The organism is Halomonas sp. ND22Bw, assembly GCF_003011945.1.
Taxonomy (GTDB): Bacteria; Pseudomonadota; Gammaproteobacteria; order Pseudomonadales; family Halomonadaceae; genus Halomonas; species Halomonas halophila.
Window position 1 is genome coordinate 191,250 of record NZ_PXWD01000004.1, and the last position, 13,063, is coordinate 204,312.

Annotated in this window: 11 protein-coding genes; 6 read left to right on the top strand and 5 right to left on the bottom strand. The window is 67.0% G+C overall.

All coding sequences use genetic code 11. From position 1 onward, the window contains the following. The 3 genes from kynA to CVH10_RS07945 all read left to right on the top strand — a co-directional run bounded on the left by kynA (nucleotide 1) and on the right by CVH10_RS07945 (nucleotide 3,886). On the top strand, nucleotides 1–861 hold the full coding sequence (gene kynA, locus CVH10_RS07935; protein ID WP_106488327.1) for a tryptophan 2,3-dioxygenase: 861 nt from the start codon (nucleotides 1–3) through the stop codon (nucleotides 859–861). 153 nt (nucleotides 862–1,014) lie between these two features. Further along, complete coding sequence (locus CVH10_RS07940; protein WP_106488307.1) at nucleotides 1,015–2,322, top strand: DUF2252 domain-containing protein; 1,308 nt, start codon at nucleotides 1,015–1,017, stop codon at nucleotides 2,320–2,322. 88 nt (nucleotides 2,323–2,410) lie between these two features. Further along, on the top strand, nucleotides 2,411–3,886 hold the full coding sequence (locus CVH10_RS07945; RefSeq protein ID WP_106488308.1) for a YdiU family protein: 1,476 nt from the start codon (nucleotides 2,411–2,413) through the stop codon (nucleotides 3,884–3,886). Nucleotides 3,887–3,969: 83 nt separating this feature from the next. Here the strand turns inward: CVH10_RS07945 and CVH10_RS07950 are convergent, their stop codons facing one another. The 4 genes from CVH10_RS07950 to katG form a co-directional block, all read right to left on the bottom strand. After that, nucleotides 3,970–4,368 (bottom strand): cupin domain-containing protein, encoded by a 399-nt coding sequence (locus tag CVH10_RS07950; RefSeq protein WP_035593742.1) that lies wholly within the window; start codon nucleotides 4,366–4,368, stop codon nucleotides 3,970–3,972. 318 nt (nucleotides 4,369–4,686) lie between these two features. Continuing rightward, on the bottom strand, nucleotides 4,687–5,781 hold the full coding sequence (locus CVH10_RS07955) for a homocysteine S-methyltransferase family protein (protein ID WP_369335751.1): 1,095 nt from the start codon (nucleotides 5,779–5,781) through the stop codon (nucleotides 4,687–4,689). A 269-nt stretch (nucleotides 5,782–6,050) separates the two neighbouring features. Continuing rightward, nucleotides 6,051–6,974, bottom strand: a complete 924-nt coding sequence (locus CVH10_RS07960; protein ID WP_035593740.1) for an AEC family transporter — start codon at nucleotides 6,972–6,974, stop codon at nucleotides 6,051–6,053. A 201-nt stretch (nucleotides 6,975–7,175) separates the two neighbouring features. Then, nucleotides 7,176–9,359 carry a catalase/peroxidase HPI gene (gene katG, locus CVH10_RS07965; protein ID WP_035593739.1) on the bottom strand — a complete coding sequence of 728 codons (2,184 nt, stop codon included), beginning with the start codon at nucleotides 9,357–9,359 and terminating at the stop codon, nucleotides 7,176–7,178. A 441-nt stretch (nucleotides 9,360–9,800) separates the two neighbouring features. On the opposite strand from katG, the gene CVH10_RS07970 reads away from it, so the two are divergent. Beyond that, nucleotides 9,801–11,300, top strand: a complete 1,500-nt coding sequence (locus CVH10_RS07970) for a CoA-acylating methylmalonate-semialdehyde dehydrogenase (RefSeq protein WP_106488309.1) — start codon at nucleotides 9,801–9,803, stop codon at nucleotides 11,298–11,300. 162 nt (nucleotides 11,301–11,462) lie between these two features. Here the strand turns inward: CVH10_RS07970 and CVH10_RS25605 are convergent, their stop codons facing one another. Further along, on the bottom strand, nucleotides 11,463–11,633 hold the full coding sequence (locus CVH10_RS25605) for a hypothetical protein (protein WP_181244373.1): 171 nt from the start codon (nucleotides 11,631–11,633) through the stop codon (nucleotides 11,463–11,465). A 55-nt stretch (nucleotides 11,634–11,688) separates the two neighbouring features. On the opposite strand from CVH10_RS25605, the gene CVH10_RS07975 reads away from it, so the two are divergent. Continuing rightward, on the top strand, nucleotides 11,689–12,039 hold the full coding sequence (locus tag CVH10_RS07975) for a YbaY family lipoprotein (protein WP_052052371.1): 351 nt from the start codon (nucleotides 11,689–11,691) through the stop codon (nucleotides 12,037–12,039). Nucleotides 12,040–12,247: 208 nt separating this feature from the next. Next, a complete protein-coding gene (locus CVH10_RS07980; RefSeq protein ID WP_369335752.1) occupies nucleotides 12,248–12,997 on the top strand; it encodes a hypothetical protein in 750 nt (249 codons plus the stop codon). Nucleotides 12,998–13,063: the final 66 nt, after the last annotated feature.

The following is a 13,063-nucleotide window of genomic DNA, read 5'->3' on the forward strand; positions in this document are numbered from 1 at the left end:
ATGAAGCACTCAAATGACAACAAGACCGGCCGGAATGCCGTGAACCTGACGAGCGAAAAGAGCGTTCACTGGGATCAGGACATGAGCTACGGACAGTACCTGGGGCTCGAGACCCTGCTGTCCTGCCAGAATCCTGTCTCTGACGAGCACGATGAAATGCTCTTCGTGATCATCCATCAGGTATCCGAGCTATGGCTGAAGCAGTGCCTCCATGAGGCGCATGCGGCGGCTCGGCATATCGCGGCGGATCGACTCCGGCCGGCCTTCAAGATGCTCACCCGGGTCTCGCGCATCCAGGAGCAGATGATCCAGGCCTGGGAAGTCCTGGTCACCATGACGCCGACCGACTACGTCAGCTTCCGCGACAGCCTGGGGCAGAGCTCCGGATTTCAATCGTACCAATACCGCGAGCTGGAGTTCCTGCTGGGCAACAAGCACCCGGGCATGGTCAAGGTCCATCGCTCGCACCCCGAGCACTATCAGCGGCTAGTGAGCGTGTTGCAGGCCCCCAGCCTGTACGACATCAGCCTGCAGCTGCTGGCGCGGAGAGGTTTCAGCGTGCCGGCATCGGTGCTGGATCGCGACTGGTCGGAGCCGTATGAAGCCTGTGCGGAGGTCGAGGCCGTCTGGGCCGATATCTACGCCGAGACCGACCGGCACTGGGACCTGTATGAGCTGGCGGAAAAGCTGGTGGATACCGAGTACAACTTCCACAAGTGGCGCTTCAGCCACATGAAGACCGTCGAACGCATCATCGGCCACAAGAGCGGGACCGGCGGCACCTCGGGCGTGTCGTATCTGCAGAAGGCATTGGACCTGAAGTTCTTTCCCGAGCTCTGGTCGGTCAGAACCTCGCTGTAGCCGGCGGGGCCAGGATGATGGGACGATGATCGCGGTTGCCTCATGCCCGATGGTGTTCATCGGGCCGATGCGTCAGGCTTACCCGGTGGTTCGGAGCCTGCTTGACTGTAAAGGATGCCGTTTCGGTTGCCCTCGATCACACGGAGTTTTCCCATGACGCCACCGCTGACCCGTCACAATCGCCCCCGCCAGGTGCTCGACGCCATCGCCGCCGCCAACGCTTCGCTTGACGACGACGACCGCGAGGCCAAGTACGCCAAGCTGGCCGAGTCGCCGTATCGCTTCTTCCGCGGCACCAACCACCTGTACTGGAGCGACGTCTGGCACGACTGGCGCTTTGCCCTCTACGGCGGCCTGCCGGAGACCCAGACCTGGCTGCAGGGCGACGCTCACGTCTACAACTTCGGCGCCTACGGCCATCATGACGATGCCGTGCGCTACGGCATGGACGACTTCGACGATGCCATGGTCGGCGACTACCAGTACGACCTGTGGCGGCTGGCGATCAGCCTGGTGCTGGACGCCCGTGAGAACGCCGGGCTCTCGCGCAAGGGCATCGACAAGTCGCTCGAGACGCTCATCGAGGCCTACCTGGACGAGCTCGACGATCACGCCGAGGGCGAGGTGCCGGGGGCGGTGACCCTGGAGACCGCCAAGGGGCCGCTGGAGCCCTTCCTGGAGAAGGTGGCGCGCAAGGAGAGCCGGGCCAAGATGCTCGACAAGTGGACGGTGCTCGGCGACGACGGCCGTCGTCTCGCCGTCGACGAGCGCCCGGAGAAGCTGGCCCGCCTGCCGGCCCACCTGGGCAGCCAGCTGCGCAAGGCCTTGGAGGAGGAGTATCGCGGGACGCTGCGCGGCGCCCGCGCCGAAGCCGAGGAGGATCACTTCCGGGTCAAGGACATGGCGCGGCGCCTCGATGCCGGCACCGGTTCGCTGGGGCTCGACCGCTACTACGTGCTGATCGAGGGCGGGCGCGACCATGTCCACGACGACGTCATCCTCGACGTGAAGCAGCAGACCGCACCAGAGGGCTGGCGGCTGATGAACGCCGCCGAGAAGCGCGACTGGCGCCGCGCCTTCGCCCACGAGGGCGCCCGCCATGCCGCCGCCTTCACCGCCATCGCCGAGCACCCGGACATCTACCTGGGCTGGCTGCATCTGGGCGACACGGTGTTCTCGGTGCGCGAGCGCTCGCCGTTCAAGGAGGACTTCCCGACCCACAAGATCGACGGCGACAAGCCCTATCGCAAGCTGGCCAAGCAGTGGGGCCGGATCCTGGCCCGTGAGCACCTGCGCGGCGGCCAGGCGCTGAACCCCGACGATCCCGGCACCTTCGCCCGGGCGGTGACCGGCCGGGTCGAGGGCGGCCAGGAGCATTTCGTGGACATGATCTCGACGCTGGCCTTCAGCTACGCCGACTGCGTGGCCCGGGATCACGCCACCTTCGTCGAGTCGCGCTAGACGCGCGTCGCGCCAGAGTCGCCGATACGCCTTGGGTGCAGGCCCCCGGTCGCTGTAGGCTGGGGGCAATTCGCATTCAGGAGGCGCCATGTTTCCCCCCTTCACGCTGCGCTATGCGCGCTTCCCCGACCGGCTGCGGGCGCCCGCCCGGCCGGCGCCCGTCGAGCGTCCCGAGCTGGTGGCCTTCAACCGGCCGCTGGCCGAGTCGCTGGGCTTCGATCTGGACGCCTTCGACCCCGAGCGGGCTGCCGAGCTGTTTTCCGGCAACGTCCTGCCCGAGGGCGCCGAGCCCGTGGCCCTGGCCTACGCCGGCCACCAGTTCGGCAACTTCGTGCCCCAGCTCGGCGATGGCCGGGCGGTGCTGCTGGGTGAGGTGACCGACCGCGCCGGCCGGGTGCGCGACCTCCAGCTCAAGGGCAGCGGCCGCACGCCGTTCTCCCGCGGCGGCGACGGCCGCGCGCCGCTGGGCCCGGTGCTGCGCGAGTACCTGGTCAGCGAGGCCATGCATGCCTTGGGCGTGCCGACCACCCGGGCGCTGGCCGCGGTGACCACCGGCGAGACGGTCTATCGCCGCGTGCCGGAGCCCGGCGCGGTGCTGACCCGCGTCGCCGCCAGCCACCTGCGCGTGGGCACCTTCCAGTACGTCGCCGCCCGCGACGACCAGGAGGCCGTGCGGCTGCTGGCCGACGAGGCGATCGAGCGCCACTACCCGCATCTTGCCGAGCGCGATGAGGGCGAGCGCTATCTGGGCCTGCTCGAGGCGACGGTGGAGCGCCAGGCCGAGCTGGTGGCGCGGTGGATGGGGCTTGGCTTCATCCACGGGGTGATGAACACCGACAACGCGGCGATCTCCGGCGAGACCATCGACTACGGCCCCTGCGCCTTCATGGACGCCTATGACCCGCGCACCGTGTTCAGCTCCATCGACGAGCGCGGCCGCTATGCCTTCGTCAACCAGCCGCCGATCGCCCAGTGGAACCTGGCGCGCTTCGCCGAGACCCTGCTGGCGCTGATCGACGAGGACCGCGAGCGGGCCATCGAGCGCGCCACCGAGGTGCTGAAGACCTTCGAGGATCGCTTCGAGGCCAGCCGGCTGCGGGTGATGCGCGCCAAGCTGGGCCTCGAGACGGCGGAGGAGGGCGACGCCGCCCTGATCGAGGACTGGCTTGCGGCGATGCAGGCCGTACGCGCCGACTTCACCCTGAGCTTCCGCCGGCTGGCCGATGCCCTGGAAGACCCCGAGGGCGAGGCGCGCCTGGCCGAACCGTTCGGCGACCGCGAGGCGCTCGACGACTGGCTCGCGCGCTGGCGCGAGCGGCTGTCGCGCGAAGAGGCCGACACGGCCGAGCTGGCGCGGCGCCTGCGGGCCGTCAATCCGGCGGTGATTCCGCGCAACCATCGCGTGGCGGAGGCCATCGCGGCGGCCGAGAACGACGACTTCGGTCCCTTCGAGGCGCTGCTGGCGGCGATCACCCGGCCTTTCGAGGCGCCGACCGGCGAGGTCGACTATACCCGCCCGCCGCGGGACGACGAGAAGGTGCTGCGGACCTTCTGCGGCACCTGACGCGAGCGCATCGTCACTGTGGCAAGCGACGGCCGGCCCCTGGGCCGGCCGTCGTGGTGTCGGATGACACTCTTGAGAGAGCCTCACTCGGGCTGGGAGACCATGATGGGCTCGCCGGCGGGGCCGATCTGGAACACCGTGAACTTGGCGCCCTCGGCGCTGACGGTGCGCCCGACCATCGGCTGGTCGGGCTTCTCGTGGAAGACCTCGCCGGCCGAGATGGTACGCGGCTCCTGGCCCTCGACCGCGACCTCGAGGCTGCCCTCGGTCACGTAGACGAACAGGTGGCCCGGATGAATGTGGCGGTCGGTGACCCAGTCGTCGCCGACCTCGAAGTTCACCACGTTGACCTCCATGCCTTCCATGCCGTCGAGCTCCGTCGTCAGCAGGGTCTTGGCGTCGCCGGCTGCCAGCAGCGGCAAGCCCATCAGGGCCACGCCGAGCGCCGTGGCGACACCGGTACCGATCACGTGCGTGTTCATGTTGTCCTCCCGCCGTCGGGCGACGGCAGGGTGAAGTGGCAGGACGGAAAGATGTTCCGGGACGACGGCCGTCCGCCGTCCTTCTTTGGCATAGCCCCGGGAGCGGGGGCGGTCAAGCGGCTCAGGAATCGCTTGGCGCTCGTCCGGGGCCGTAACGAGAGCGCCGCGTCGTGGGCGGCACGGCGGCGGACCGTCCGGCTTTAAGTTGGAAACCAGACAGTCAGCGATGACGCCGGTTCTCGCCAACGAGGCGTCGGCGGGACCGCCATGGGTGAAGGGAACCTTTCCCTGTGGATCAGCGGCCCCATCGGGTCCTTGTCAGGCCTTTTCCCCCAGGGCGGCGATATGGTCCGGCAGGCGATCATGGGAGCCGTACATGAAGTGGTTCTCCATGCGCTCCGCAAATTGGGCGGCTTCCGGTTCACGCCCCACCGCCATGGCCACCTCGCGCACGTGCATCGGCGATGCGCCACAGCAGACGCCGAGGTAGTTGACCCCCAGGGCATGAACGTCGCGAGCAAAGGCGCCGAGTTCGTAGCGGTTGCAGAACAGCGGGTCCAGGGCGGTCGGGAAGGGGCGTCCATGGGGCGCCGGGCAGCCGCACCCCTGATGGTCGGAGAGGTTGAAGAAGGTCGGCTCCTGCTCGGTAGTGCGATAGGTCACCGGCAGCGCCGCCACATGGCAGGTCACGGCGTCGCGAATCCGCTGGATCCAGGGCAGCATGGTATCCGGCCCTCTGAAGCAGTTCAGACCGACCACGCTGGCGCCCTTCTGCTCCAGGGCGACACAGGTTTCCACGATGCCGGGGCCGTCGATCATGCGATTCTCGGCCATCGGCGCCAGGGTGACGACGGCCGGCAGCCCCTTGGCCTTGATCGCCTCCAGGGCCGCTTCGGCTTCTCCGGCATAGTAGAAGGTTTCCGCGATGATGACGTCGGCGCCTTCCTCGACGGCCCATTGGACCATCTCGTCGAACATGGCGCGCACGCTCTGCTGAGAGGCTGGATCTTCCGGGTCCCAGACGTTGCTGTTGGAAATGTTGCCGGCCATCAGGTTACCGGCCTTTTCATCGGCCACCTTGCGAGCAATCTTCAACGCGGCCCGATTCAGCGGCTCCAGCAAATCTTCCTTGCCGATGACCTTCATCTTTTCGCGGTGGCCGTTATAGGTGAAGGCCTGAACGATGTCTGATCCCGCATGCTGGAAATCCCGGTGCAGCGCTTCCAGCGCGTCCGGGCGCAGCAACGCCACTTCGGGGACGAACTCACCGGCGGAGAGATAACCGCGCCGTTCAAGCTCGAACAGAAAACCCTCGGCACAGATGAGGGGGCCCCGGTCGAGTCGTTGGGTGATCAGGTCTTGTGCCATGGATGCATGCCTCCGCGGTGGTAGGTGTCTTGAATCAAGCTGCATTCTGGCAGTCGTTCAGCCCTCGTCACCAATGAAGGTTTTCCGGCTTGAAGATGATTGAAATTCATCCATGGTGATATTTCTAACAATGAAATGAATGTTCGCCGGGGGCTTTGACGTTCAAGGGGAAGGCATCGGCGGGCCGTGATCTCCGGAAGCGAAGCCATCGCACAGCGCGCTTATCGCCCGGGGGCGGGCAATGCGAGGTCAGGGGCCGCCTCCCGTTCCCTGGAGCTATCGAAAACACGCACCACGTCGCCTCGAGCCTGCCTCTAGAGCCAGTAGAGGCACAGCGACAGCGTTACCACCGAGCCCAGCGTCGAGAGCAGCACGGTGCGCGAGACGACCGCCGCCTCGCGGCCGTAGAACTCCGCCAGCATGTAGGGCCCGGTGCCGGTGGGCAGCGCACTCATCAGCAGCGCCGACTTGGCCCACAGCGGCGGCAGCGCGAAGACGTGGAACGCCAGCACCCAGGTGATCAGCGGATGCACCAGCAGCTTGAGGCCGACCAGCCCCCAGGCGCCTTCGGCGGAACCGCTCTGCTTCTGGGCCAGGAACAGGCCCAGCGAGACCAGTGCGCAGGGCGTGGTGGCATCGCCCAGCAGGCGCAGGAAGTCGTCGAAGGGGCCGTCCAGGGGCGCGCCGCCCAGCGCCCACAGCGCGCCCACCAGCGGCGAGACCACCAGCGGGTTCCTGGCCAGGGCCTTGAACACCTTGGCGAGTGCCTGGACGAAGGACGGCTCGTCCTGCAGGCCGACCTCGATGCACACCACGGCGATGGCGAACAGCACGCAGACCACGATCAGGGTGGCGATCAGCGCTGGTGCCAGCCCGGCTTCGCCCAGCACCAGCAGGCTCAGGGGAATGCCCACGTAGCCGGTGTTGGCGTAGGCGGCGCCGAGGCCGTCGATGCTGGCGTCGACCAGCCGGCGCCGGCCGCGCAGGCGGTAGCCCACGGTGACCGCGAACAGCAGCAGCGTCGGCAGGGTCACGGCGGCGATGAAGCCCGGATGCCAGATCTCCTCCCAGCGGGCGGTGGCCGTGGTGCGAAACAGCAGCGCCGGCAGGCACAGCCAGACCACGAAGCGGTTGAGCTCGGCGGCGGCGGTCTCGCCCAGCCGGCCGGTGCGGCGGCACAGGTAGCCCGCCAGGATCAGGCCGAAGATGGGCAGAACGACACCGAGAACGGACGACATGGGGGCTCCTGGGCGGCGGCACGATAGAGAGGCTAGCCTAGGCGGATACGGCGATGCCGTCTAATCGATGAGAGACGGTCGATACGCCCGGATAGCGGCCGAGCAAGACAGCGGGCGCCCACGACGAAGCGCGCCGGCCACGAGGGCCGGCGCGATGTCGTCGGGGACCGCCGCGGGGTGCGGCGGCCGTCGGGTGGGCGATCAGCCCAGTTCGAGATCGAAGCGGTCGGCGTTCATGACCTTGGTCCAGGCGGCCACGAAGTCCTTCACGAACTTGGCCTCGTTGTCGTCCTGGGCGTAGACCTCCGCGTAGGAGCGCAGGATGGCGTTGGAGCCGAACACCAGGTCGATGCGGGTGGCGGTCCACTTCACCTGGTCGCTCTTGCGGTCGCGGATCTCGTAGAGGCCCTTGCCGGCGGGCTTCCAGTGGTTGGCCATGTCGGTCAGGTTGACGAAGAAGTCGTTGCTCAGCTGACCCTCGCGGTCGGTGAACACGCCGTGCTTGCTGCCGCCGTGGTTGGTGCCCAGCATGCGCATGCCGCCCATCAGCACGGTCATTTCGGGGGCGGTGAGGCCCATCAGCTGAGCGCGGTCGAGCAGCAGCTCCTCGGGCTTGACCACATAGTCCTGCTTCAGCCAGTTACGGAAGCCGTCGGCCACCGGCTCCAGCGGTTCGAAGGAGTCGGCGTCGGTCATCTCGGCGCTGGCATCGCCGCGGCCCGGCGAGAACGGCACCAGGATGTCGTGGCCGGCCGCACGGGCCGCCCGCTCGATGCCGACGCTGCCGCCCAGCACGATGAGGTCGGCCAGGCTGGCGCCGGTCTCGGCGGCGATGCCCTCGTAGACCTTCAACACCTTGTTCAGGCGCTCGGGCTCGTTGCCCGGCCAGTCCTTCTGTGGCGCCAGGCGGATGTGCGCGCCGTTGGCGCCGCCGCGCATGTCGGAGCCGCGGTAGGTGCGGGCGCTGTCCCAGGCGGTGGCGACCATCTCGCCGATGGACAGGTCGCTTTCGGCGATCTTCTGCTTGGCGGCCTCGACCGAATAGTTGATGTTGCCGGCCGGTACCGGGTCCTGCCAGATCAGGTCCTCGTCCGGCACTTCCGGGCCGATGTAGCGGGTCTTCGGGCCCATGTCGCGGTGGGTCAGCTTGAACCAGGCGCGGGCGAAGCAGTCCTTGAAGTATTCCGGATCCTTCATGAACTTCTCGCAGATGGCCCGGTAGGTCGGATCCATCTTCATCGCCATGTCGGCGTCGGTCATCATCGGGTTGTGGCGGACGGACGGGTCGGTGGGATCGACCGGCTTGTCCTCCTCCTTGATGTCGACGGGCTCCCACTGGTTGGCGCCGGCGGGGCTCTTGGTGACCTCCCACTCATGCCCGAACAGCATGTCGAAGTAGCCCATGTCGAACTGGGTGGGGTTCTTGGTCCAGGCGCCCTCGAGGCCGGAGGTGACGGCGTTGGTGGCCTTGCCCTGCTGGTTCGGGTTGAGCCAGCCGAAACCCTGGGCCTCGACGTCCGCGGCTTCCGGCTCCGGCCCCAGGGCGTCGGCATCGCCGTTGCCGTGGGTCTTGCCGACGGTGTGGCCGCCGGCGGTCAGCGCCGCGGTTTCCTCGTCGTTCATGGCCATGCGGGAGAAAGTCTCGCGAACCTGTTCGGCGGTCTTCAGCGGGTCGGGCTGGCCATTGACCCCCTCGGGGTTCACGTAGATCAGGCCCATCTGCACCGCGGCCAGCGGGTTCTCCATGGTGTCGGGCTTGTCGACGTCGCCGTAGCGCTCATCGGAGGGGGCCAGCCATTCCTTCTCGGCGCCCCAGTAGACGTCCTTCTCGGGATGCCAGATGTCCTCGCGACCGAAGGAGAAGCCGAAGGTCTTGAAGCCCATGGACTCGTAGGCGACGTTGCCGGCGAGGATGAACAGGTCGGCCCAGCTGACCTTGTTGCCGTACTTCTTCTTGAGCGGCCACAGCAGGCGCCGTGCCTTGTCGAGGTTGCCGTTGTCCGGCCAGCTGTTGAGCGGGGCGAAGCGCTGGTTGCCGGTGCCGCCGCCGCCTCGGCCGTCGGCGATGCGGTAGGAGCCGGCGGCGTGCCAGGCCATGCGGATCATCAGGCCGCCGTAGTGGCCCCAGTCGGCCGGCCACCACGCCTGACTGTCGGTCATCAGGGCGTGCATGTCCTTCTTCAGCGCCTCGAAGTCGAGCTTGCGGACTTCCTGGCGATAGTCGAAGTCGTCGCCCATCGGGTCGGTCTTGCGGTCGTGCTGGTGGAGGATGTCGAGGTTGAGGGCATTGGGCCACCAGTCCATGACCGAGGTGCCGGTTTCGGTCATGCCGCCGTGCATGACCGGGCACTTGCCCGCGCCGCCTTGCTGTGTTGCGTCACCCATCTCGTACTCCTTCATCGCGTGGTCGTGTGCTCCAGTATCGATAGAGGTCACGTCGCCGCCCTTGTTGTCGAATGCCGGGAATCCGGTGCATCCAAGCGGGCCTCTAGCCTCTTTCACATAGCTTAGTGATGACTGGGGCGACTGCCATTTTTCTTTCCTGAACAAGTTGATAGCAAACCTTTATCGTCCTTTGACGATACGAGGCCGGCCACGTTCGGCATGGCCGACCGTCGTCCATTGGTCGCCCCCTGGTTGCTTGGCGATTCGCGGCCTCCCTACACTCGATGGCTCGGTAATCATGAGCCCCGCATGAGCGTTTCGCTGTTCTCGATCCGGCCCCGTCGATGCATTAACGGGGCCGAACATCGGATAACAATCACAAACCGCGAACCCGGGGGAGGGCAGGGAGCCTCTCCCCGGGGCCGCCAAAGGAGCCGCTAGATGTCCGTCAGAGAGATCCCGCTGTATATCGATGGCCAGGCCGTCACCTCGCAGAGCCAGGAATGGCGCGACGTACTCAATCCGGCCACCCAGGAGGTGGTCGCCCGGGTGCCGTTCTGCACCCTGGAGGAAGTCGATCGCGCCGTGGCCAGCGCCAGGGCCGCCTTCTTCGAGTGGCGCCGCACGCCGCTGGCCAAGCGTCAGCGCATCATGCTGAAGCTGCAGGCGCTGATCCGCGAGCACACCGAGGAGCTGGCCGCGCTGATCACCGAGGAGCACGGCAAGACCCTGCCGGATGCCGCCGGCGAGGTGGGCCGCGGGCTCGAGGTGGTGGAGCACGCCTGCTCGATCACCTCGCTGCAGCTCGGCGAGCTGGCCGAGAACGCCGCCACCGAGGTCGACGTCTACACCCTCAATCAGCCGCTGGGCGTGGGCGCCGGGATCACTGCCTTCAACTTCCCGATCATGCTGCCGTGCTTCATGTTCCCGCTGGCCATCGCCACCGGGAACACCTTCGTGCTCAAGCCCTCCGAGCAGGACCCGAGCTCGACCATGCGGCTGGTCGAGCTGGCCCACGAGGCCGGCGTGCCGGCCGGGGTGCTCAACGTGGTGCACGGCGGCCCGGACGTGGCCAACCGCCTCTGCGACCACCCGGACATCAAGGCGATGTCGTTCATCGGCTCGACCCACGTCGGCACCCAGCTCTATCGCCGTGCCGCCGAGGCCGGCAAGCGCGCCCAGGCGATGATGGGGGCCAAGAACCACTGCGTGGTGATGCCCGACGCCAACCGCAGCCAGGCCATCAACAACCTGCTGGGCTCGGCCTTCGGCGCCGCCGGCCAGCGCTGCATGGCCAACTCGGTGGTGGTGCTGGTGGGCGAGGCCCGCGACTGGCTGGACGAGCTGGTCGAGGGCGCCCGCCACATGAAGGTCGGCCCCGGCACCCAGCGTGACGCCGACCTCGGCCCGCTGGTGTCGCCGGCCGCCAAGGCGCGGGTGGAGGACCTGATCGCTGCCGGCGAGCAGGAGGGCGCCCGGCTGCTGATCGACGGCCGCGGCTGTCAGGTGGAGGGCTATCCGGAGGGCAACTTCGTCGGCCCGACCCTGTTCGCCGACGTGACCGCCGAGATGACCATCTACCGCGAGGAGATCTTCGGCCCGGTGCTGTGCGTGGTGAGCGCCGAGACCCTCGACGAGGCGATCGACTTCATCAACGCCAATCCCAACGGCAACGGCACCTCGATCTTCACCAACTCCGGCTGGGTGGCTCGCCGCTTCGAGACCGAGATCGACGTCGGCCAGGTGGGCATCAACGTGCCGATTCCGGTGCCGGTGGCCTACTTCAGCTTCACCGGCTCGCGGGCCTCCAAGCTCGGCGACCTCGGGCCCAACGGTAAGCAGGCGATCGGCTTCTGGACCCAGACCAAGACCGTCACCGCCCGCTGGTTCGAGCCGGAAAACGTCTCCGGCGGCATCAACAGCACCATCTCGCTGAGCTGATCCCATCCCGCTCGGCGGTCATCGACGGCCCTGCCTCGGGAGAGGCGGGGCCGTCGTGGTTGGGCGCGTGTTGACCGGGCGCCGGTTCTGCGCCGGCGAGGGATTCCATGATCCGTGTCATGCCGGTTTCCCCGCTCGCCCTACCGGGACGCCGAAACCTTGCTACCTTGAGGTGGTATCGAACTGGAATGAAGCCGCCTTGGCGTCACGAGCCTGTTCGGGCTGACGCGGCCAGCGGTGTCGGGTCTTTTCCTCGCCCTGGTACATGAAGGAGTCATCAATGAGATCGAAAAACGGAATCGCGGCAGTGATCGGCCCCTGGATGATTGGCACTCTCGTCCTGTTGCTGGCGGCATGCAGTCAGCCACAGAGGACGGGAGAGTCGTCGATGCAGCAGCCGGACAACTCCCTGATGCGGGTCATCAGCGGCGAGGTGTGGTATCGCGAGCGCATGGCGCTGCCACCGGGAGCCGAGGTCATCGTGACCCTCGAGGATCAGTCGCGCGCGGATGCACCCGCCACCGTGCTCACCGACTACACCTACACCGTCGAGGGCGCCCAGCCTCCCTATCCGTTCCGGCTTGTCTATGACCCTCAGGCCATCGACGAGCGCATGACTTACGGACTGCGGGCACGGATCGTTCACGACGGCGAGCTGCTGTTCACCAGTACGGAGCACGTTGATCCCTTCGCCGGCGAGGCGGGTGACCCCGTGCGCATCAGGGTCTCGCGGCAGTAAGCGTTGCTGGGGCCGGGGGAGATTTCCCCCCTCGCGAGTTTCCTTCGGCTTTGGCTCTGCAGGTGCGCCTGCGGGCCATCCGTGGGGCATCACGGGTGCCACGTCTGCGGACATGAAACGCGCCTGCCTGCTGTGGGCATGCCTATCCGGGCGTGGGGAAGGAAAACCGTAGCCCAGGGAGTCACGGATGCTTGCACGAAATGCACTGATGATCGCCACCTTCTTTGCCATGTTTTCCCCGGGGATCGCCAGCGCTCAGCAAGATGGCCTGGGCTCGGAAGCCAACGATCCGACGGCCTCCGTCATGGCCTTCCAGCTGCAGGACTTCTACACCTACCGGTACCACAACCTCGACGACGAGGACGGAAACCGCATGCAGTTCCGCGCCGCCATTCCGTTCTCGCTGGGCGACTCCAGCAACATCTTCCGACTCACCGCGCCTTACGTGACCGACTCGCCGAATGACTCGAGCGGCTGGTCCGACATGACCCTCTTCGACCTGGTGACCTTCGACCGCTCATGGGGGCGATTCGGCGTTGGTGCGGTCGCGCTGTTGCCGACCGGGGAAGACGGCCTGAGCGCCGAGAAATGGGGGCTCGGTCCCGCCGTGGGCTTCGTGGCCAGCCAACCCTCGGGGATATGGGGGCTGTTCAATCAGAACGTGTTCACGGTGGCGGGAGACGACGACTACCGCGACGTGAATATCTCGATCGTGCAGCCGATCGTGAACTACAGCCTCGGGAATGGCTGGTCGGCGGGGGCCTCCGACATGTCGATCACCTATGACTGGGAGCAGCATGATTGGGTGAGCCTGCCCCTGGGCGTTGCGCTCAACAAGCTGGTGAGGATTCAGGAGTATCCGGTGCAGTTCACGGCCAGCTATGAGCACAACTTCTACGACGAGGGGGTGAGCGCCTCGGACACCCTCAACCTCACCGCCAAGCTGCTGTTGCCTTGAACGGCAGCGGTGAGTAGGGGGCCGCTGGTCACCTCCGAAGCGCTAAAGATCAATGACGCCTCCGGC